The organism is Microvirgula sp. AG722 (assembly GCF_003269145.1).
Taxonomy (GTDB): domain Bacteria; phylum Pseudomonadota; class Gammaproteobacteria; order Burkholderiales; family Aquaspirillaceae; genus Microvirgula; species Microvirgula aerodenitrificans.
In genome coordinates, this window is record NZ_QLTJ01000009.1 from 51,625 (window position 1) to 72,405 (window position 20,781).

At 62.7% G+C, this 20,781-nt stretch carries 26 protein-coding genes; 12 read left to right on the top strand and 14 right to left on the bottom strand.

Annotation, left to right across the window (positions count from 1 at the left end; all coding sequences use genetic code 11):
• Position 1 precedes the first annotated feature (1 nt).
• Positions 2-1,735, bottom strand: coding sequence for an ABC transporter permease subunit (locus tag DFO50_RS12300; RefSeq protein WP_107889914.1), 1,734 nt, complete (start codon positions 1,733-1,735; stop codon positions 2-4).
• 523 nt (positions 1,736-2,258) lie between these two features.
• Between DFO50_RS12300 and DFO50_RS12305 the strand changes: the two genes are divergently transcribed.
• From DFO50_RS12305 to DFO50_RS12320, 4 genes are all read left to right on the top strand, one after another.
• Positions 2,259-2,978 carry a fumarate reductase cytochrome b subunit gene (locus tag DFO50_RS12305; RefSeq protein WP_112692603.1) on the top strand — a complete coding sequence of 240 codons (720 nt, stop codon included), beginning with the start codon at positions 2,259-2,261 and terminating at the stop codon, positions 2,976-2,978.
• Complete coding sequence (locus tag DFO50_RS12310) at positions 2,975-4,906, top strand: fumarate reductase flavoprotein subunit (protein WP_107889915.1); 1,932 nt, start codon at positions 2,975-2,977, stop codon at positions 4,904-4,906. Before DFO50_RS12305 ends, DFO50_RS12310 begins: the two co-directional genes overlap by 4 nt.
• A gap of 1 nt (position 4,907) precedes the next feature.
• The gene (locus tag DFO50_RS12315) at positions 4,908-5,654 is read left to right on the top strand and encodes a fumarate reductase iron-sulfur subunit (protein ID WP_028499709.1); all 747 of its coding nucleotides are present in this window, start codon (positions 4,908-4,910) and stop codon (positions 5,652-5,654) included.
• A gap of 210 nt (positions 5,655-5,864) precedes the next feature.
• Positions 5,865-8,165 (top strand): EAL domain-containing protein, encoded by a 2,301-nt coding sequence (locus DFO50_RS12320; RefSeq protein WP_051528935.1) that lies wholly within the window; start codon positions 5,865-5,867, stop codon positions 8,163-8,165.
• On the opposite strand, the gene DFO50_RS12325 is transcribed toward DFO50_RS12320, so the two are convergent.
• Positions 8,143-8,745, bottom strand: a complete 603-nt coding sequence (locus DFO50_RS12325) for a hypothetical protein (RefSeq protein ID WP_112692604.1) — start codon at positions 8,743-8,745, stop codon at positions 8,143-8,145. The genes DFO50_RS12320 and DFO50_RS12325 overlap by 23 nt on opposite strands.
• Positions 8,746-8,898: 153 nt before the next feature.
• Between DFO50_RS12325 and DFO50_RS12330 the strand changes: the two genes are divergently transcribed.
• Positions 8,899-9,084, top strand: coding sequence for a hypothetical protein (locus DFO50_RS12330; protein WP_028499707.1), 186 nt, complete (start codon positions 8,899-8,901; stop codon positions 9,082-9,084).
• A 106-nt stretch (positions 9,085-9,190) separates the two neighbouring features.
• On the top strand, positions 9,191-9,379 hold the full coding sequence (locus DFO50_RS12335) for a hypothetical protein (protein WP_028499706.1): 189 nt from the start codon (positions 9,191-9,193) through the stop codon (positions 9,377-9,379).
• 61 nt (positions 9,380-9,440) lie between these two features.
• Here DFO50_RS12335 and DFO50_RS12340 read toward each other — a convergent pair whose 3' ends face one another.
• Complete coding sequence (locus DFO50_RS12340) at positions 9,441-9,689, bottom strand: hypothetical protein (protein ID WP_199489824.1); 249 nt, start codon at positions 9,687-9,689, stop codon at positions 9,441-9,443.
• A gap of 12 nt (positions 9,690-9,701) precedes the next feature.
• Complete coding sequence (locus DFO50_RS12345) at positions 9,702-9,926, bottom strand: hypothetical protein (protein ID WP_107889917.1); 225 nt, start codon at positions 9,924-9,926, stop codon at positions 9,702-9,704.
• A gap of 512 nt (positions 9,927-10,438) precedes the next feature.
• Between DFO50_RS12345 and DFO50_RS12350 the strand changes: the two genes are divergently transcribed.
• Positions 10,439-12,064, top strand: a complete 1,626-nt coding sequence (locus DFO50_RS12350; RefSeq protein WP_107889918.1) for a methyl-accepting chemotaxis protein — start codon at positions 10,439-10,441, stop codon at positions 12,062-12,064.
• A gap of 68 nt (positions 12,065-12,132) precedes the next feature.
• Here the strand turns inward: DFO50_RS12350 and DFO50_RS12355 are convergent, their stop codons facing one another.
• The 3 genes from DFO50_RS12355 to DFO50_RS12365 all read right to left on the bottom strand — a co-directional run bounded on the left by DFO50_RS12355 (position 12,133) and on the right by DFO50_RS12365 (position 13,749).
• Positions 12,133-12,327, bottom strand: coding sequence for a hypothetical protein (locus DFO50_RS12355; protein ID WP_107889919.1), 195 nt, complete (start codon positions 12,325-12,327; stop codon positions 12,133-12,135).
• Between the two features lie 36 nt (positions 12,328-12,363).
• Positions 12,364-12,690 carry a hypothetical protein gene (locus tag DFO50_RS12360; protein ID WP_112692605.1) on the bottom strand — a complete coding sequence of 109 codons (327 nt, stop codon included), beginning with the start codon at positions 12,688-12,690 and terminating at the stop codon, positions 12,364-12,366.
• Positions 12,691-12,771: 81 nt separating this feature from the next.
• Positions 12,772-13,749 (bottom strand): cation diffusion facilitator family transporter, encoded by a 978-nt coding sequence (locus DFO50_RS12365; RefSeq protein ID WP_112692606.1) that lies wholly within the window; start codon positions 13,747-13,749, stop codon positions 12,772-12,774.
• Between the two features lie 280 nt (positions 13,750-14,029).
• On the opposite strand from DFO50_RS12365, the gene DFO50_RS12370 reads away from it, so the two are divergent.
• From DFO50_RS12370 to DFO50_RS12385, 5 genes are all read left to right on the top strand, one after another.
• On the top strand, positions 14,030-14,287 hold the full coding sequence (locus DFO50_RS12370) for a hypothetical protein (protein WP_112692607.1): 258 nt from the start codon (positions 14,030-14,032) through the stop codon (positions 14,285-14,287).
• Positions 14,288-15,021: 734 nt separating this feature from the next.
• On the top strand, positions 15,022-16,206 hold the full coding sequence (locus DFO50_RS12375; protein WP_112692608.1) for an integrase arm-type DNA-binding domain-containing protein: 1,185 nt from the start codon (positions 15,022-15,024) through the stop codon (positions 16,204-16,206).
• Positions 16,207-16,255: 49 nt separating this feature from the next.
• Positions 16,256-16,468 carry a hypothetical protein gene (locus DFO50_RS12380; protein ID WP_107890129.1) on the top strand — a complete coding sequence of 71 codons (213 nt, stop codon included), beginning with the start codon at positions 16,256-16,258 and terminating at the stop codon, positions 16,466-16,468.
• 137 nt (positions 16,469-16,605) lie between these two features.
• On the top strand, positions 16,606-16,998 hold the full coding sequence (locus tag DFO50_RS18905; protein WP_146745071.1) for a hypothetical protein: 393 nt from the start codon (positions 16,606-16,608) through the stop codon (positions 16,996-16,998).
• A 44-nt stretch (positions 16,999-17,042) separates the two neighbouring features.
• Complete coding sequence (locus tag DFO50_RS12385; RefSeq protein WP_107890130.1) at positions 17,043-17,306, top strand: hypothetical protein; 264 nt, start codon at positions 17,043-17,045, stop codon at positions 17,304-17,306.
• A gap of 173 nt (positions 17,307-17,479) precedes the next feature.
• On the opposite strand, the gene DFO50_RS12390 is transcribed toward DFO50_RS12385, so the two are convergent.
• The 7 genes from DFO50_RS12390 to DFO50_RS12415 all read right to left on the bottom strand — a co-directional run bounded on the left by DFO50_RS12390 (position 17,480) and on the right by DFO50_RS12415 (position 20,773).
• The gene (locus DFO50_RS12390; protein WP_112692609.1) at positions 17,480-17,893 is read right to left on the bottom strand and encodes a hypothetical protein; all 414 of its coding nucleotides are present in this window, start codon (positions 17,891-17,893) and stop codon (positions 17,480-17,482) included.
• Positions 17,878-18,351, bottom strand: a complete 474-nt coding sequence (locus tag DFO50_RS12395) for a lysozyme (RefSeq protein ID WP_112692610.1) — start codon at positions 18,349-18,351, stop codon at positions 17,878-17,880. The genes DFO50_RS12390 and DFO50_RS12395 overlap by 16 nt, the downstream gene beginning before the upstream one ends.
• Positions 18,348-18,572 carry a holin gene (locus DFO50_RS12400; protein ID WP_112692611.1) on the bottom strand — a complete coding sequence of 75 codons (225 nt, stop codon included), beginning with the start codon at positions 18,570-18,572 and terminating at the stop codon, positions 18,348-18,350. Before DFO50_RS12400 ends, DFO50_RS12395 begins: the two co-directional genes overlap by 4 nt.
• Positions 18,573-18,685: 113 nt before the next feature.
• Complete coding sequence (locus DFO50_RS18910) at positions 18,686-18,901, bottom strand: hypothetical protein (RefSeq protein WP_146745072.1); 216 nt, start codon at positions 18,899-18,901, stop codon at positions 18,686-18,688.
• Positions 18,902-19,133: 232 nt separating this feature from the next.
• Positions 19,134-19,622 carry a tail fiber assembly protein gene (locus DFO50_RS19395; protein ID WP_199489825.1) on the bottom strand — a complete coding sequence of 163 codons (489 nt, stop codon included), beginning with the start codon at positions 19,620-19,622 and terminating at the stop codon, positions 19,134-19,136.
• 15 nt (positions 19,623-19,637) lie between these two features.
• Positions 19,638-20,276 (bottom strand): hypothetical protein, encoded by a 639-nt coding sequence (locus DFO50_RS18915; RefSeq protein ID WP_146745073.1) that lies wholly within the window; start codon positions 20,274-20,276, stop codon positions 19,638-19,640.
• Between the two features lie 80 nt (positions 20,277-20,356).
• A complete protein-coding gene (locus DFO50_RS12415) occupies positions 20,357-20,773 on the bottom strand; it encodes a hypothetical protein (RefSeq protein ID WP_112692613.1) in 417 nt (138 codons plus the stop codon).
• Positions 20,774-20,781: the final 8 nt, after the last annotated feature.

A 20,781-nucleotide genomic window follows, 5' to 3' on the forward strand; every position in this document is an offset into this window, starting at 1 on the left:
CTCAACGGCTGCGGTCTTCGGCCAGCAGGTACAGCTTGCGCCAGAAGAAACGGTTCAACAGCATCACGAACAGGCACATCACGCCGATGCCGAGCGCAATGCGGTGGAAGTCGCCGGCGTCGGTCATCTGCTTGATGTAGCTCCCGAGCCCGTCGGCCACCAGCGTGGTCTTGCCCCAGGTCACGTACTCGGCAACGATGCTGGCGTTCCACGAACCGCCGCTGGCAGTGATCGCGCCGGTCACATAGCTGGGGAATACCGCCGGCAGATAGACTCGCTTCCATTTCAGCCAGCCTTTCAGTCCCAGGTTGTCCGCTGCCAGCCGCAGCTCGTTCGGGATCGCCGATGCACCGGCGACCACATTGAACAGGATGTACCACTGGGTGCCGAACACCATCAGCGGGCTCAGCCAGATATTGGGATTCAGGCGCCACGCCACCAGCAGGAACACCACCAGCGGGAACATCAGGTTGACCGGGAAGGCGGCCAGGAACTGCGCCACTGCCTGTACCCGCTGCGACAGGCGCGGACGCAGACCGATCCAGACCGCAACCGGCACCCAGACCAGCGACGCCATCCCGATCAGCAGCATGACCCGCGCCAGCGTGACCATGCCCAGCCCGACCACGTGCAGCGCTTCGCGCCAGCCAACATCGCTGTGCACGAACAGCACCAGCTGGGCGACCGCGCCGACGCCGGCCAGCACCAGCAGCAGGTCCCAGGCACGCGACCACAGCGGGCTGGCGGACCGGGGTGACGACTGCGGCGACAGGCCGTCATGGCGGGCCGGGAACCAGCCGAGTGCACGCCGCATCAGGGCCCAGAAGCGGTCGGTCAGTGCATGGAGCCAGCGGCTGCGACGGCCCCAGTCCAGCAGCCACGAGCGTTGCGCGGTATCGCCCTGCGACTCCTCGAAACGGAATTTGTCGGCCCAGGCCAGCAGCGGACGGAAGAACAGCTGGTCGTAGAGCAGGATGCCGGTCAGCATCGCCCCGATCGCCCAGGCGATGGCGCCGAGATCGCGCGCCTCGATCGCCACCGCGATATACGAACCGATGCCGGGCAGCTTGATGTCCTGGCCGGCCACCGAGATCGCCTCCGCCGCCACCAGGAAGAACCAGCCGCCGGACATCGACATCATCATGTTCCACAGCAGGCCCGGCATGGCGAACGGCAGCTCCAGCCGCCAGAAGCGCTGCCAGCCGGACAGGCGGAACACCCGGGCCGCCTCGTTCAGTTCCGGCGGCACGGTGCGGATCGACTGGTACAGGCTGAATGCCATATTCCACGCCTGCGACGTGAAAATGGCAAAGATCGCCGCGCACTCGACCCCGAGCAGGTTGCCGGGGAACAGGGCAATGAACGGCGCGATGGCGATGGCCTGAAAACCGAGAATCGGAACCGATTGCAGGATGTCCAGCATCGGGATCATTGCCTTCTCGGCCTTGCGGTATTTGGCTGCGATCGCGGCGAACATGAAGCTGAACAGCAGCGAGAAGGCCAGCGCGGTGAACATGCGCAGCATGGTGCGCAGCAGGTAGTACGGCAGGTAGACCGGATCGAGCGAAACCGGCAGTGCCTCGCCGACCACGAACGGCCGGCTCATCTGCATGGCGCCATAGGCGGCAACGACCAGCAAGGCCAGCACCAGCGGCAGCAGCACCCAGTCCCAGCGATTGGGCGCCGCACCGGGCCAGGCGCGATAGGCGCGGCGTTGATCGAACAGCGGCAACATGATCAGGCCTCTTGTTGTTCTTGTGATGGATGTCGGAACGACCGTTGCGCAGTCTATACGGGATGGATGTCGCCCCGGTGACAGCGCAAGCGGTGCAGGCCCGGTCCGGGCCGACGCCTTGATACCACAGCAGACTTTGCGAAAACATAGCGAGCCTGGTGCATGTCGCCATCCGGGATGGCATTGATCCTTTCCGCGAATGCGGCCGGCAGACCCGGCTCCCTGCCATCGGGAACGTCAACAACGGACCGGCCCCCCGCGGGAAGCGCCGGCCCGCCGGTTTCACCGGCACCCCGGCCAGGTTGCGCCGCCGCAACAGCCCGCGCCTTTTCTGCGGGAAAACCCCTACTTAATTACCGCCTGTACATACGGAATTTGCATGCCGCAATGCTAATTGCTGTGCGCTGCAGCAAACCGGCTGACAGCGATTGCCAGCGGTGATGGGCTTGGGCATGATCCGCCGAAAATAAGCATTCCGTTGTGTTGCAATATGCTGATCATGAATCCCCTGGGAGATAGCCGGATGGACACCTGTAACCGGGCGCGCCGCGACGCGCGGCTCGATGTGCTGCAAAGCGCCAGTGGCGCCGTGCTGGCGCTGTTTTTGTGCATACACCTGTTTCTGGTCGCCTCGATCCTGCTTGGCGAGCAGACGATGTATCACGTGGTCAAGGCCATGGAACTCGGCTTTCTGACCGCCGACGGGCTGCACGGTTATCCGTGGGTCGTCAGCCTGATCGGGCTTGGCGTCGGCGCGCTGATCGCACTGCATGCCTTCATCGCCCTGCGCAAGTTTCCGCAGAACGGGCGCCAGTGGCGCCGGCTCGGTCACCAGCTCGATACCCAGGCGCACGGCGACACCCGGCTGTGGGTATGGCAGGTGGCGACCGGCTTTGCCCTGTTCCTGCTGCTGCCGGTCCACCTGTGGACCATGATCCTGCAGCCCGAGGCCATCGACCCGTGGCGCTCCGGCGAACGCGTGCGCGATCTCGGCATGATCTGGGTCTATGCGCCGCTGCTGCTGGTCGCCGACCTGCACGCGATGATCGGCCTGTACCGGCTGGCGCTGAAGTGGTTCGGCCCGCAGCCGGCCCGGCGCACCCTGCTGCGCCGGCTGAAAACCGGTTTCAGCCTTGCCTTTATCGGACTTGGCGCCCTGTCGCTGCTCGCGCTGTGGCGCGTGGCGCCGCCGGACGGCTCGATCCTCTACCTGACCCAGTCCACGATGGAGCGCCCACGATGAAAACCGTTTACACCGACGCCCTGGTCATTGGCGGCGGACTGGCCGGCCTGCGGGTCGCCATCGCCTGTCGCCAGCGTGGCCTCGATACCCTGGTGCTGTCGCTGGTACCGGCCAAACGCTCGCACTCGGCCGCGGCCCAGGGCGGCATGCAGGCCAGCCTCGCCAATGCCCGCAAGGGCGAAGGCGACAGCGAGGACATCCACTTTCTCGATACCGTGCGCGGCTCGGACTGGGGCTGTGACCAGCAGGTGGCACGGCTGTTCACCCACGTCGCCCCGAAAGCGGTGCGCGAAGCGGCTGCCTGGGGCGTGCCATGGACGCGCATTCGCGCCGGCAAGCGCAAGGTCATCATCAATGCCCGCCAGGAAGAGCTGGAAGAACCGGCCGGCGCGCACGGGCTGATCAATGCCCGCGATTTCGGCGGCACGCGCAAGTGGCGGACCTGCTACACCGCCGACGGTACCGGTCACGCCATGCTGTACACCATGGACAACCAGGCCATCGGCCTCGGCATTCCGGTTCACGAACGGCAGGAAGCGCTGGCGCTGATCCATGACGGCGAACGCTGCCACGGCGCCGTGGTGCGCGACCTGATCACCGGCGAGCTGTACGCGTGCATCGCCCGGACCACCACGGTGGCCACCGGCGGCTATGGCCGGCTGTGGGCGGTATCGACCAATGCCATCATCTGCGAAGGCACCGGCCAGGGCATCGCGCTGGAAACCGGGCTGGCCGTGCTCGGCAATCCGGAGGCGGTGCAGTTCCACCCGACCGCCATCGTGCCGGCCGGCATCCTGACTACCGAAGGCTGCCGGGGTGACGGCGGCGTGCTGCGTGATGTCGATGGCCTGCGCTTCATGCCGGACTACGAGCCGGAGAAGAAGGAACTGGCATCGCGCGATGTGGTGTCGCGGCGCATGACCGAGCATATCCGCAGCGGCAAGGGCGTACCCAGCCCCTACGGTCCGCACCTGTGGCTGGACATCACCCAGCTCGGCCGCGCGCATATCGAGAAGAACCTGCGTGAAGTGCAGGAAATCTGCCAGCACTTCCTCGGCATCGACCCGGCAGTCGACTGGATTCCGGTCCGGCCGACCCAGCATTACTCGATGGGCGGCATCCGTACCGATGTCCGTGGCGAAAGCCCGACCCTCAAGGGCCTGTTCTCGGTCGGCGAAGCCGCCTGCTGGGACCTGCACGGCTTCAACCGCCTTGGCGGCAACTCCCTGGCCGAGACCGTCGTCGCCGGCATGGTGGTGGGCGAGCATGTCGCCGACGCCAGCCTGGCCGCCCCCGGCCCGGATGCGCAGCTGGCCCGGACCTTCGTCGAGCGGGAGGCCGCCGCGATCGACGCCCTGCTGGCGCGTGACGACGGTGAAAACGTGTTCGCCCTGCGCCACGAAATGGAGCAGATCATGATGGACAAGGTCGGCATCTTCCGCCACGACGCCACGCTTGGCGAGGCGGTCGCCGCCCTTGAAGCGCTGCTCGAACGCAGCCGGCGGCTGTGCGTGCGCGACAAGCGCCGCCATGCCAATCCGGAACTGGTCGCCGCACTGCGCCTGCCGCGCATGCTGAAGGTGGCGCTGTGCGTTGCCGCCGGCGCCCGTGCCCGTACCGAAAGCCGTGGCGCCCATGCCCGCGAGGACTTCCCGCAGCGCAATGACCGCGACTGGCTGTCGCGCACGCTGGCACGCTGGCCATCTGCCGACGCCACCCGGCCGGAACTGCAGTACGAAGCCCTCGACGTGATGGCGATGGAACTCCCGCCCGGCTATCGCGGCTACGGTCCCGACAATGCCATTGCCCACCCCGACACCCGGCGCCGACAGCAGGCACTGGCCGACCAGCCGGTCGACCAGCCACTGCCCGACGCCTTGCCCGCCAAATACCGCCCGGCCAACCAGCGCCGGCCAGGAGCCCAGTGACATGGCTGCCAGAACCCTGACTTTTTCCATTTTCCGCCACGACCCGCAAGGCGGCGGCCAGCCCGTCATGCAGGACTACCAGCTGGAAGAAACACCGGGCATGACCGTGTTTATCGCGCTGAACCGCCTGCGCGAGGAACAGGACCCGTCGCTGCAGTTCGATTTCGTTTGCCGCGCCGGCATCTGCGGCAGCTGTGCGATGGTGATCAACGGCAAGCCGACCCTGGCCTGTCGCACGCTGACCGCCCGCTTCGACCCGCCGCACATCACTCTGCTGCCCCTGCCGGGCTTCGAGCTGATCGGCGACCTGTCGGTCAATACCGGCAAATTCATGCGCGCACTGTCCGAGCGGCTGGCCGCCTGGCTGCACCCGCAGGACGGTGCAGTCGACCTGCATGCGGTCGAGGCCAGCATGGACCCGGACCTGGCCGACCGGCTGTACGAGGCGGAACGCTGTGTCGAGTGCGGTTGCTGCATTGCCGGCTGTGCCACGGCGCAGATGCGCGACAGCTTTGTCGGTGCGGTCGGCTTCAACAAGGTCGCCCGCTTCGCCCTCGACAGTCGCGACAGCCGCTCGCTGGATGATTTCTACCATGTGATCGGCAGCGAGGATGGCGTGTTCGGCTGCATGTCGCTGCTCGGCTGTCAGGACAACTGCCCGAAAGGCATCGACCATGCCGGCCAGATTGCCTATCTGCGCCGCAAGCTGGCGTTCAGCCGCAAGGTGTGGCGATTGTTTCCGGCCTGACAGCGCAACCGGCCGGCTTCCGGCCGGCGTCAGACCATGGATGACCGGCGGTCCTGCGTCGCCGGTCCACGCCCGGCGGACAGCGCCGGAGTCCGTCTCCCGCGTGCCAATACCGGGTTAGCCCCGTGACAGGTCAGCTGCTATTCTTTCTGCATAAAGCCCAGCGATTGCGAAGCGACTTCTTGCACCGGGAAATGAGCGTACCTCGCCATGGTTCTACACTTCTTCCAGAGCATCACGCTCATCCTGGCGCTGTGCTGGCTGCAATCGGTCAACACGCGCTTCTGGCGCGGCCGTTCCGTTCCCGCCCAGGTCACGTCCGGACTGCTGTTCGGCGCGACCGCCATCGTCAACATGCTCGACCCGATCTGGCTGGCGCCGGGAGTCTTTATCGATGCGCGGCTGGCGGTACTGGGCATGGCCTGCGTATTCGGCGGTCCGCTGGCCGGTTGCCTTGCCGTCTCCATGGCGGTCGCCTACCGGCTGGAGCTGGGCGGCGCCGGCGCCGTTCCCGGCGCGGCAGGCATGCTGATCACCGCCCTGCTCGGCTTTGCCTACCGCCATGCGCTGTCCCGGCGCTGGGTGCGGGGCGGTGCTCCGCAGATGCTGGGTTTCGGCTTCCTGATCCACCTGCTGGCGCTGTTCCTGCTGCTCGTCCTGTCCGGCCTGGCCCCGGTCAGCGTGCTGATCCTCAGCATGACCCTGACGCTGCCGGTCGTCACCCTGATGCTGGCCCTGCTGCTGCAGGACCTGCAGCAGCGCAGTCAGGCCAGCTCCGCGCTGGAGGAAAGCGAGGCCCGCATGCGGGCCATCACCCATGCGATTCCCGACCTGCTGCTGGTGCTGGACGAGGATGGCCGCTATCTGGATATCGTGTCACCGGTCCAGCACCGGCACCTGCTGTATGACGATGCGGCAAGGCTGCAGGGACGGCGCATGCACGACGTGCTGCCCACGGCCAAGGCCGACCGCCTGCTCGCCTTTGTCCGCCAGTCACTGCTCAGCAGAACGCCGGAAGCCATCGAATACACGCTGGACATCGGTGCGACCCATCGTACCTTCGAAGGCCGTGCCCAGGCACTGGACATCAATCTGGACGGCCGCAAGGCCGTGGTGATGGTGGCGCGCGACATTACCGCGCACAAGGCGGCCGAGGCCGAGATCATGCAACTGGCCTTTTTCGACCCGCTGACCGGCCTGCCGAACCGCCGCCGGCTGATCGACCGGCTGACCCAGATGCAGGCCCGCAGCGCCCAGGACGGGACCTTCTCCGCCCTGCTGTGCATCGACCTCGACGACTTCAAGAAAATCAATGACCTGCGCGGCAGCGCCGCCGGCGACCAGATGCTGCAGCAGGTCGCGTGCCGGCTGGAGAGCTTCACCCGCGAGACCCATAGCGTGGCACGCATGGGCGGGGACAAGTTTGCGGTCCTGCTCAGCGGGCTGTCGACCGTGCGCGAGCAGGCCCACAGCGCCGCCAGCCTGGTGGCCGGCCAGTTGCTGGAAGCCCTGCGCGCACCGTACCAGCTGGGCCCGAATGTGCAGTTCAGCAGCGGCAGCATCGGTATCGTGCTGTTCAATGAAACCTTTTCGGCCAATGAGCTGCTGCAGCAGGCCGATCTGGCCATGTATGCGGCCAAGGATGCCGGCAAGAACACCTGGTATTTCTTCGTGCCGGCCTTCCAGGAGGCCGTCAATTCCCGCCTGCGGCTGGAAGAGGAAATCCGCCAGGGCCTGCTGCGCGGCGAATTCCACGTTCATTACCAGCCGCAGTTCGACGAACGGGGCCACCTCGCCGGGGCCGAAGCGCTGGTACGCTGGCAGCATCCCGAGCACGGGCTGATGATTCCGGGGCACTTTATCGGGGCAGCCGAGCAGGCCGGGCTGCTGCAGCAACTGGACCACTGGGTCCTGGTCGAGGCCTGCCATCAACTGGCAGCCTGGAGTGGTCATCCGGTCATGGGCAGTGTGCCGGTGTCGGTCAACATCAGCGCCGTCCAGCTGCACCAGGGCGATTTTTCCACCCAGGTCATGGGCGTACTGGCCGAGACCGGCGCGCCGGCGAACCTGCTGATGCTGGAACTGACCGAATCGGTACTGGTGCGCGACATGGCGCTGGCCATCGCCCACATGGAGGCCCTCAGGGTCCACGGCGTGCGCTTTGCGCTCGATGATTTCGGCACCGGCTATTCATCGCTGTCCTATCTGCAGCAACTGCCGCTGGACGAGCTGAAAATCGACCAGTCCTTCGTCCGCAGCCTGCCTGCCGATACCGGCAGCCTGGTCATCATCCGCGCCATCACGGCGCTGGCGGAATCGTTCGGCTTCGACGTGATTGCCGAAGGCGTGGAGACGGACGCCCAGCACACATTGCTGGCCAGCAATGGCTGCCGGTACTTCCAGGGTTATCTGTTCGCCCAGCCGATGCCGGCGGAAGCCCTGACCACCCTTGCCACCACCCTGCCCCGGAACGAGAGACACGCTGCCGCTAGCGGCATTCGTCGGCGCTGACCGCGTTGTCCAGCGGCAGCAGTACCACCTGCTCACCCTCGGTCTGGATGCGCCTGACGGACAGTTCACAGGTGCCGTGGGCAAAGGACAGATCCATGGACGCTTCGTAGTCGGCGCCCGCTTCCGGCACGAAACTGCGTGCAATGTTCTTGCAGTAATAACCGCTGACATCACGGAACGAGGTCAGTACCGTCAGCGGCTCCCCTGCCGCCACGCTGTATTCCTTGAAATAGGCCTTGGACAGCACGCCGCTCCGGGCGGACAGGTTGCGGGTCGCAGGGCTGTCCGGCATGCCGATGCGGGTGTTCGAACTCGCCCCCAGCAATGACAGGAAGGCATCCCCCGCTCCGCCGGACACCACTTCCGCACCGCCGGAGCCAAACAGGCCGCTCTTGTAGCAGGCGCTGTTGCGGTAGAACTTCACGCTGATGCCATTCTGCCCGAACAGCCGGATTCGGGCGCTGGCAGCAGCATCCGGCACGGGGGACGTATCTGCCAGTGCCATCGCGGACAGCGCCAGCAGACCGGTGGCACACAGTGAGGCGGCCAGGGCGGCAGCGGAAATCGGGAGCCATGTCATGCGGATGCCTCATTCACTTTGATCCAGTCAATGGATTCATTATATCCCATATGGATTTTTCATCCGCGGGCACGTGATGCCGCAGCGCTTGCTGCAATATTTGTCCCTCATGCTGGCGGGACAGCCACCGTCATCCACCAGCAGGAAAGGCCCATGATGAACCAAGCGAACAGCCCGCACAGCATTCCGGCCAGCCAGGTGCGCCCCGGTCCGCACTGGGTTCGCACCGCACCGGACAAGGACTGGTTCATTCTCGATATCCAGGTCCCGGAGCGCTTGCTGTACGGCATGGCCCAGGCCGAATACGTACCGATCCGCAAGCCGGGTTGCGACACCTGACGGACGGTCGATTTTTTCCCGTTTTTTCAGTGGGCTGAATATTGATAATAAATTATCAGGCGTCTACTCTGGTCTGGCACCGCATGAACGGTCGAGAGGAGGACGCATGCCACTGGAAAGAGCCCTGAACGAATTCAAACGCGCCGAAAGTGCCTTCAGGCAGACCTGTGCCACGGAGGTCCTGACCAGGCAGCATGACGTACTGGCGCTGCAGGAAAGCTTCAGTGATGCCATCACCGAGCTGACCCGTGTGGTTGCCGAACAGCTGCGTGCGGAAATGGCGAAAAAGCAATGACAATGGCCGCCAGTCACTGGCGGCCATCAGGCTGTCCATGCCCCCGCCGCATGGACGGCAGCTATTCGAGTGGCGCCTCGCAGAAGCGGTCGAAAGCGGCGGCATCGGCGCCCAGCCCCTGCTTCCGCGCCAGCTCCCACGGACGCTCGCAACGATCTGTCCGCGTGCACCACGCATAACCGGCCGAGCCGATACAGCCATGTGAATCCCGATCCGAGCCCGGCATCGGCTTCTGCTGCTCGGCGGCCATCCCCACACACCCGCCCAGCAGCACGGACAGCAGCAGCGGCCATTTGCGCCAATCGTTCATGACACCCTCCATTCACGGTTCATCCCGGGTTGCCTGCACATAGAGCCACAGCAGGAACTGGCAAACGTTCAGCAGCACATAATAGATAGTGCCAACGTTGATGACGCCACGCAGCAACAACACCCACATCTCCCGCATGCTGCCGGGCGGCAGCCACTGGGCCAGCCGATAGCATGCAATGACGATGCTGACTTCCAGCACCATCCTTTTCGACACCACCCGCTCCTTGCCACTCATCACCACCGCCTCCCGCCTCCATCCGGACAGCGCGTTTCACGCGCGGACCGCTGCCACCAACGCCCGGATGCAAGGGTAACCGGCACGCCGGCCCAGGGCCAGAGGGGTGATTCAGCCCGCCGCACGTGATGTCGGATGAAAAATTATTCTCTTTCCATCAGCCCGGATCGGATGTCCGGTGCGAATGGTGCTGAACAGGAAGGCATTCCTGTCCATCTCTCCGCAGATTTGCACGCCAATGTCATAAATTTTGCAATTTAAAATCAATGATTTGAGGCATTCAGGTTTATTTCGCCATTCCAAAAGCATTTCGATGAAAAAAAATATTCAACGTAGGGTTTTGTCTGCCGCGTTCAGGCCGATAAACCAGTGAGAAGACGGCGAACCGGAACCGGGCCGTACCGGCGACGGAGACCGGCGACAAGAAAACCGCCATTCGCCGGGTGACATGGAGGACGGGGCCCACTCCCGCACTCGCAATCCTGATACGCATAGACTTGCAAGGTGACTGAATGAAAATCTCGACCAAACTGTACGGAATGACCCTGATCAGCCTGATCGGCCTGACGACCATGCTGGGGACACTGTATGTGCAGATGCGCGAGCTGGAAGGACACGTTGTGGATGCGACGCAAAACGCCATGCCATCCATTATCGCGGCGGAAGAAGTCAAGACGCGCTACCTTGAGGCACGCCGCCAGGGGGCCCTGCATACCGCCGCCCAGGATGCCGCGAGCAAGCAGGAAGCCAAAGCCGAGATCCAGAAAAACGTCGACCAGCTGCTGAAGGAACTGGACAGCTACAAGGCCACGCTGGCCACCAATGACGAAGACCGTGCCAATACCGATGCCACCATCGCCGCCGTGAAAAAGTGGCAGCAGCTGATGGACACCTTCCTCGCCCTGTCCGACAAGGGCACGGCCGAAGGCAGCGCAGCCGCTCTCGAATTCAGCAAGTCGACCGTTTCCCCGGTCGCCACCGAGGCCTACGCCGCCATCGACAAGATGGTGGAATTCAACAAGCAGCAGGGCACGCAGGCAGGCAGCGATGCGATTGCCGCGGGCCAGAGCGCAAAGCAGGCGCTGATGGCGCTTGGTGTCCTGCTGCTGGCATTGATCACCGGTGCCAGCTTGTGGGTGGCGCTGAGCGTCAAGCGCACCCTGAGCCAGCTCGACCGGAAAATTGCCGAGATCACCAGCGAACGCAATCTGACCCTGCGCGTCGACGACAGCGGCAAGGACGAGATTGCCCATATCGCCGCACGCTTCAACCAGCTGCTGCAGATGCTGCAGACCAGCTTCGTCGAGCTGACCCGGATCGGCCAGAGTGTCGGCGGGCATGCATCGGAAGTCGCCAGTTCCTCGGTGCAGATGTCACAGGCGGTCGAACAGGTCAGCGAATCGACCTCCAGCATGTCGGCCGCGGTCGAGCAGATGACGGTCAGCGTCAACCATGTGGCCGACCGTTCGGCCCAGGCCGACCAGAGCGCCCGTGAAGCAGGCGAAGAGGCGGCCATCGGCGCTGCCGTCATCAATGACACCATCGGCATGATCCGCAGCACCTCGGACAGCGTCAGACACGCGGCCACCCAGATCGAACAGCTGAAGGAAAAGACCACGTCGATCGGCACCGTGGTCGGCGTGATCAAGGACATCGCCGAACAGACCAACCTGCTGGCGTTGAATGCGGCCATCGAAGCCGCCCGTGCCGGCGAAACCGGTCGCGGCTTCGCCGTGGTCGCCGACGAGGTGCGCAAACTGGCCGAACGCACGGCGATCTCGACCCAGGAAATCACCGGCACCGTATCGTCGATGCAGAGCGATGCGAATCAGACCGTGACCTCAATGCAAAATGTCGTGAGCCAGGTCGAAACCGGCATGGCTGCCGCCAACCAGGCGACCGAGGCCATCCAGCGCATTCTCGACCGCACCGGCGGCACGGTCGGTCAGATTGCCGAGATCTCGCACTCGATGCGCGAACAGTCGATGGCCAGCACCAATATCGCCCAGCAGATCGAGCGCGTGGCGCAGATGGCCGAAGAAAGCCATTCCAGCTCGCAGAACAACTCGGCCACCGCCGCCAACCTGAACGAACAGGCACAGCGGATGCTGACCACCATCGCCCAGTTCAGGGTCTAGCCAGCGCCATCCCGGCCGGCATGCCCGTCACGGCCCGGTCTCCCTTGCGGGAGGCCGGGCCGCTGTCATCAGTGGCGAACTGCCCCGCCCAGAAAACCGGCGAACAGGTTCTCGGCCTGCACGCGCGTGATCTCGCGAATCGCTCCGGCTTTCAGCAGATGTCCGCAGTGGGTGCAGACAAAGCTGTCCGCCTTGTCCGCAGGCTTGAAGGTGCTGCCCTTGCACACCGGGCAGTCGATGGGGGTATTGGGCTGGGTAGCCATGGACATTCCTTTCAGAGAGGGATAGCCGTATGTCATCTACAGTCTATGCCATCCATGAAAATTTTTTCCCGCTTTTTCCCGCAATGCGAATTGTTTTTCCATGGCGATGCTGAAATGGTGCCGGCGCCGGACCCGACACGCGCCCGGCCCCTCATTTTGTGCTTCTGAACAGCCGTCCCGCAGTGAAACCGGGCGGGCCTCAAGGTCGCATTCGTCGACGATAACCCTGGCCCCATAGCTGTCCTGCGCTGTGCACAGAACCGGGCAGGAAAACCCTTCGATCGCGATGGCGTTTTCCAGACAGACCAGTTCGGCACCCGACTCCACATGCACGACCCGCTCACCTTGTCTGAAGCGCCTCATTCCCGCACCTGATTCCTTGCTGATGACACAGCCCTATGGCACTTACAATTGATAGTCAGTTTACATAAACAGCACAATGTTTTATTCCGTTGCCTTGACTGGATCGGGGAGGCCTGGCGTCCGTTCCACGTCCGGCGGAGAGGCAGGCCGCCATGGGTCCACATGGGTCATCACGTTCAATACCGGATGGCGTTGCAGCACGCGCTGCCTGGCAAGCACGGCAATGTCGTGCCCTTCGGCCACGCTCTTGCCGGCATCGACCTCGATGTGGACGTCCACGACAATCATGTCGCCCATCTTCCGGGTACGGACATCATGGATATCGTGCACACCGGGCGTTCCGGTCAGCGTCTGCCGGATAGCCTGCAATTCCTGCTCGTCCACCGCATGGTCCATGAGGTCGTGCAGCGCGCTCCAGCCGAACGTCCATCCCATCCTGGCGACCATCAGTCCGACGATCAGGGCGGCAATCGGGTCCAGAATCGGGTAACCGGCCAGATTGCCGATAATGCCGATGCCAACCACCAGTGAAGACGCCGCATCGGAGCGGGCATGCCAGGCGTTGGCCACCAGCATGCTGGACTTCACTTTCCTCGCAGCCGCCAGCATGTAACGGAACAGCAGCTCCTTCGCCAGCAACGCCCCTCCGGCGGCATACAGTGCAATGATGTGCACCTGGGCCACGGTTTCCGGCGCCTCCAGCTTGCGCACGGCCGACCACAGCATGCCCACGCCAACCGCCAGCAGCAGCAGGCCAAGGACCAGGGAGGCCGCAGTCTCGAAGCGCTGATGACCATAGGGATGCCCTTCGTCCGCCTCCTTCTTGCTGTGGTGACTGGCAAACAGCACCACGAAGTCGGCAACCAGGTCCGACAGCGAGTGAATCCCGTCGGCAATCAGCCCCTGCGACCTGGCCAGGATGCCCACGCCGACTTGCGCGAGCGTCAGGCACAGATTGACGACGACGCTGACCCAGGTGCTCCTGGATGCCACGCGGGCCCGTTCGATCAGCAACCCGGCGGAAACTTCGGTGTCATCACGGATATTTTCAAAATGCATGGTCTGTATTCTGTTTGATATTCAGTTAAAAATGGCATGGGGCATTTCCAAGTCTATCCAGCCAATACTGAAAGCAGAATGAATGGTTTATTCGATCCATTCACGGCAATTGATAATGAAATTCGATTTGCAGCGCTATGCCATGGAAAATTCGTCAGGTGATAATCATTCACTGCCATAAGCACACTCATTCTCACCTTTGATCCGCGATTCCCGTTTGCCCGATGCGGAACCCGGAGCGCAATATTGACGGCAAGATCATGCAGAAAGGTGGTTCGGCATGCCGATGACCGTAGCCCGGCTTCACCAGATACTTGGAGACCTGATCGCCGCGGGCCACGGCCAGCGGCCGGTGTGCATCAACAAAACCACGTTCCGCCCCCCGGGCGGGCAGGAAGGCTCCGTCATTCTCGATGTCGGCAGTGCAAGTGGCCCGGAGTGGGTGCCGACCAGAGACGATAGTGACTGCAATCCGTGGCGGCAGGACAGCAATGAAGCCGGCCGCCGTGTCGTGGTGCTGAGGGGGCTGCATGAATAAGCGGCTGCCCGTGCACAAACAAAACGGGAAGGCCTCGAACTGCACAGCTCGCAGTCGAGGCCTTCCCGGTCCCCACGGATGCGTTTTCAACGCGGGGGCACTCCCAATATAGCAGGGTTCCGGCCTGATTCAAGAAATGTCAGCCCTGCTGCCGGAGAATGTCGCGCGAATGTTTTCTCCGGGATGGATGCCCGGTTTTATCCGGTCCCGGATGGCCCGCGCAGCAAGACGCGACAACCGTCGGCAAACAACCTGACGATGCCCCGCGGCTCAGAGCGGGCCGACAGCGACGGGAGCACGCAAGTCGACGAGCCGCTGCGCTCCGACGCAGCCCGGGCACGCCCGACCGGTGCTGAGCGGTCAGCCACCACGCCGACTTGACGGGGCCGTCGACAAATGGATAGTGGAGACTGCATCGGCATATAACGCAATGGTATGCTGGCGGTGATCTTCCACCGGCATCCGGCCCGGTTCGCGGCAGAACGGGCAGCCCACAGGACGGGCGGCATGCCGGCGCAACACTAGACAGAATAAGGCTTTGGTACTGCATATGCTTCTGATGATCGAAACGCGGCATCAGCACTACATGCGGGGTCAATCCATGTCTTCATAGCCTTGCGCAGCAAGGGTTTGCTGAGAGGCATGCATCAGAATTAGTCATGCCGAACCACTCCATCGCGCCAGAAAGTGAGTAAGATTGTGAGTAACCAACCGTTACTCACACTGACTCTAAAATGCTCTCAGACGCCAAGGTAAGACAAGCCAAACCGACGGACAAAGTCTTCCGTTTATCTGACGCCAAAGGGCTCGCGATTGAGGTCCGGCCGTCCGGGCAGAAGATATGGCGCTACCGGTTCCGGCTGGATGGTAATGCCAATATGTTCACCCTCGGAGACTATCCTGCTGTCAGCCTGTCTGAGGCTCGCCAGCGCCTAGAGGATGCGCGGCAACTCGTCGCCCAGGGGATCAACCCAAACCAAGCCAAAAAAGCCTCCATCGCATCCAGGATTCAGGAAAACAGCAATACCTTCCAGTCAGTGGCTGACGCGTGGATTGAGGCAAACCATGGCTGGAGCGCGACCTACAGACGGCAGGTCACCACCACAATGAACGCTGACATCCTGCCGAAAATTGGATCCCTGCCAATCCGGAGCATCAGCTCTGCACAAGTCCTGGCCGTGCTCAAGCCGATCATCAAACGCCGGGCCCCGACCGTCGCCAGAAACGCCAGACAGTGGATCGGCGCCGTGTTTCGTCATGGCATTGCCTCTCTGGCCTGCGAGAGTGACCCGACGGTCCCGCTGGCAGGGATCGTGAAGGTCAATGGTGTCAATCACCACAAGCCATTACGTCCTGATACTCTGCCGGCGTTCCTAGCGGCGCTGGACGCATATCACGGCTACGGCGTCGCCAAGCCCGCCACCCAGCTCATGATGATGACGTTTGTCCGCACCATCGAGGTCCGGCGAGCCGAGTGGGCGGACATTGACCTTGCCGCCGCGGTCTGGCGCATCCCGGCCGAGAAAATGAAGATGCGAACGGAACATATCGTTCCGCTGTCTCGTCAGGCCGTAGCCCTTCTGACGAATCTTCAAAAGCTCACCGGCCACCGTGCACATGTGTTTCCAAACACCCGGCGTCCTGATGACTCCATCACGGCCACAACCATCAATCGGGTTATTGAATTCATTGGCTTCAAGGGCGTCGTTTCCGGCCACGGGTTCCGTTCAACGGCATCGACCATGCTGCATGAGCTCGGCTACCCGGACTTGGTTATTGAACGGCAGCTCGCTCACATGGAGCGCAATAAGGTCAAGGCGGCCTATAACCATGCCGAGTTTCTCCCAGAACGGCGTCAAATGATGCAGGATTGGTCCGATCATCTTGATGCCACCCTCGTGGCCCATCGCTCGCAATGAGAGCTCGTCCGGGCTAATGTGCTTCTGATAGCCCTGATCAGAGGTTTCCATGGAAAATTACCCCCCTGTACTTTCCCAATTCGAAGTTCAAGCCAAGATGCTGGACTTTGCTGAAGACTCATCCAACCTCGAAGATGCCATTGCTATGCTCGCAGGCTGGATTGAGATGGCGGAACCTCGTCTGCAGCAGCACGACATTGCGGCCCTGATCTGCATCGGTGGAACGCTGTATCGCGAAAGCCGACGTCGGCGTCTCACGTGATCTCGTACCGCTCAGCAGACAACACCTTTTGTCGCTCGCGTCAGCGTCTCCCAGTAGCTAATCTTTCTCTATGCGGCACCGCCTCAAGAACACTGGCCGGCGGGACCAATGGCGCCAACAAAGGGGAAGCGGCCACCATGTACCGTGTCTTTTTGCGTAATCCGGACCAACAAGTCGTCCCGAGCTCAGTCACCATCACAAAAGATGCATCTGCCGCAGCCCAAGCATTTGCGGCGCTCATAGAGCGTACTGACTTCGATGGCAAACCGTTCTCTGCTGTCTTGAACTGCAACCGAACCCAGCTCGCTCACCACCGCTTTCATCATCGACCGGGGCAAGAGCACTACTGGCGCGGCCGTCTGGATGAAATCAAGTGGCCTAAGACGGGGCACCCTAGGGTGCTAGAGGGCGGGAAGCGCATATCCGTCTATCTGGATGTCCCCAGCCATCAGCATGCGGTGGCGCTAGGTGGTGGCAACGCCAGCGAGGGAATCCGATTGGCCTTGGCCGCTATCGGTCGTAAGAGCTGAAGGAACCGCGCAGCTTCTCCCCCGATGGATTTGGAGAAACAAACATGAATGACCGGCATCCCATCATCGAGCAATTTGAGGCTCAGGCAGAGTTGCTGGATATGGCGGAGGACGAATCTGCCATTGAGGACGCCATTGCAGTCCTGGCAAGTTGGATTGATGTAACAGCGGAGCGCCTGTCAGATAATGACCTTGCTACTCTGGTGCACATCGGTGGAACCTTGTACCGGCAAGGCTTGCATGATCGCATTAATAAGTTGCTGCAGGATCAGCGCTCCCTGCCGCCCGAAGATAGCCCAATCTGGTGAACTCGCAAAGCCAGAAACTGGGTGCTGCCCCCCCTTCTGAACGGTCCGGCGGGTCTGCATAGAGAGGGCATCAGCATTATGGTGTGACGGCTTGTTGCAGCCCTGCCCGTTCCACGACACAGACCACATACTGTCGCACCAGAACCAGATAGCGCTCGACCAGATCATCCGGGTTATCGCTGGTCGGGCGTTCGATCTGTGGTGCTGGCGCCGCCAGATTGGCTGGCAGCGATGGCTGTATTGGCATCATCGATGGCGGACTGGATGCGGCGCAGGCGCTCAGCATCAAAACGGCAATCGGCAGGCAAGGGATTCTGCATCGCATAGGTACGGTACTCCGTGGTGTGCCGGGTGGCGTTGGTGTTGATCTGGTCGACGCGTTGCTGGATGTCGCCGGCGATGGAGTTCAGGCGGTTGGACTCGGTGCGGAAGTCGGTCAGCGCCTGGCGGGCCTCCGCCAGCGCCTTGTCCTGGACGGCGCGCTCGGCCTGCTGGTCGCGGGTGTGCCAGCCGTGCCACCAGACGCCGGCCAGCAGCGCAAGGACAGCCAGCGCGCCGGCAATCCATCGGATCAGTGCATCAGACATAGTTCCCTCTCCGCCTCACGGCGTGCAGTCAGGCCGGGTAGCACCTGGCCGCCGGCACGATTCCAGCGCAGCAGCTCGTTGCAGCCGCCGACAGTGTCACCGCCGTTCAGCCGGCGCAGCAGGGTCGAACGCTGGTATGCGCCCGGCCCGACGTTGTAGACGAACGACGCCAGCGCCGCCCGGCGGGTATCCGGCATCGGTACCCGCGCACTGCGGTCGACCACGGCCAGCGCCTGACCCAGCTCGCCGGCCAGCAGCCGGTCGCATTCGGCCTGCGACCGGCGCTGACCGATTCGCACACCGGCCGTGCTGCCGTAGCAGATCGTCGGGATGCCGACCGGATCGAGATAGGCCATGGGGCGCAGGCCCTCGAAATAGCCGGTCAGCGGCACGGCAATCGCCAGCGCGCCGCCGGCGACGGCAGCCGCAATGCGGGTTTTCAGGGCTGGTGGCATCATTCCAGCTCCCGCATACGCGCAGCATGCTCAGCCTGATCGCGCTGGTCCTGCCGCATCTTGTAGTACCAGTTGACGGCAAGGCCGCCAACAGCAACCAGCAGGCCAATAAGCGCCACGCCCTCACTGCTCAGCAGCCAGCCGAGCATCGTTCCGCCAGCACCGCCATAGGTCACCTTGCTGGCGACCGTCGAGGTTGTCACCTCCAGTGCGTTGTCTCTCATACAGTCCCCTCGGACGTGAAAAAGCCCGCACGCGGCGGGCAAACAAAAAGGCCCGCTTTGTGCGGGCCTGAAGAAATAATCCGCTCAAGGCGGGTTATGTGCTTGAGAAATAATTACTCCGAAATAGGTATTACGCTTGGCACATTCGCCCACGCTCTTGGAGGACGAGCGACAAGGTCAGTTTGCTCGACCACCACGCGCGCGCCACGCACATCCAGAGAGGCGCAGAGCACAGGTTTGATGAATTCGTCAAATTTCACTTCGCGGAGAAAGACCAACTCGGCGCCTGACTCGGCATGCAACACATGATCACCTTCTTTCAACCCCATAGCGTGCCTCCTCTCGGTTGGAGATCTAATCTTGGCATAAGCCGGCAGGCATTCCGGCCCCTGCGCGCTAAAAACAACAACCGCTGGTCAGCCCGCGCTGAGGGCACATGAAGAGGCCCCGATCTGCATCACAAACCGGGGCCACTTGACCTCGCACCGGCCCATGCGGTGGGGTCACAGTGAATTTAGATAGCAACCCGGCGTGGCTCAAGTGGAACTGACAAGCGGCCCGTTACTCGGTGATGATCGGTGACGTCGGCCAGTCGATGGCCTGCGGGAACCCGGTTTGCAGCGGCACGTCGCGCAGCGCTTGGCGGTAGGCACGCACATCGGCCAACCGCTTGTCATCAATCGGGTAATCCGGCATCAGCAGATAGTCTGTAGTAGCGATTAGTGCATCACGCTGCATACGGACGGCCGTCGCCTCTGCTGTGCTTCGAGCCTCCATCTCTGCCGCAATCTCATCACCGGTCAGCGGCACGACCTCACGGGATACGACCACCACATGCCGGCCCGGGTCTGGAGTCAGCTGCTCGGCACCGAGGCGTTGCGTGCTGTCGTCGTATGGAGTGTCGGCATATTCAGCCGGCCACCACGCACAGTCGCGCACGCCCAACGCCGGATCAGTCCACGACAGGTCGAGCAGCGATTCCGGCGCGAGGCCAATCAGGAATGCCGGGACCGGCTCGCGCCTGGCGATGCCGGATTGGATTTTGATCATGATTTGTCTTGTCCTTTATGGGCGCAAATACGTTATGTCGATGCAGCCATCGAGAGCGGGGGTTCCACCAGAATTAATATCGGTTCCTCCATTGCCACCACGACCAAAATTCCCTTTGCGATACCCGCCACCACCAGCCCCTCCGCTGCCTCTAGCGGCAGATCCGCCGGTGGCTCCAGCACCAGATAGATAGCTGTAGTACGGGTTGGTGGTGTCAGATAGGCCGCCATCTCCCGGCGCCCCATCACCGCCATAGAAATTGCCGCCACCTTGGCCGCCGCGTCCGCCATTGCCACCGCGCCCGCCATCAGAAACCAATGAATTGCCCCCTCTTTCGCCGGCGTTAGCTTCAAATCGGCCGAAAATGGTTTTAGTGCCTGGGTCCGACGTAAATGACATCACACCAATGCCAATATCAATGCGCTGGCCTGCATACAGGCGCACTTCAATGCCGAAAATGTAGCCGCTACCACCGCCAGCACCATTGCCGGCAGAAAACCGGCCTCCACCCAATCCGCCAGCGCCGACCAGCACAACCTCGTACACACCATCTGCGGGAACCTCCCATTTTGTGAGGCCTGTATCAGTCAAGAAGAAGTTGTCGCCGGGCTTCAAATACGGGCCGTTGCGAGGTCCTGTGAGATTGGTCGTCATTGCCGGCATCAGCTCGCGTCGGCGACCTCGACGATGCTGCAGCCCGCTTATGCTGTCTTTCATCCCGTATGGATATGGCATCAGAAGTCCGTCCACTCCGCCTTAAACACAATCCCACCGGCCAGCGCGACCTGGCTCCCAACATAGAGCTTGTCACCGGCACCGATCCGCAGCGGCGCGACCTCGCTGTAATTCGCGAACGTCGTCTCCGCGATAGCCGAAGTTGTGGACACGGTCTGTGCAGTCATCAGCTCGGAATCAATCAGCCGTTTTGTCACGCCACCGTCAGACGACAGAAACAGCAGCAGCGACGATGCCGTGACGGTCGCACGCGGCATGGCCGTCAGCCTGGTCAGGATCGCGCCGTCAGCGCCGGCGGTCAGCAGCTCGACAACGCCGGTCGGAGAATCAGTCGTCAGCGCGCCGGCCGCCGCCGTGACGACAGCGGTAGCGGTGCGCGGAGTTTGCGCGAATGGGGCAGTAAAAGTTTTTGCCATGATGAATC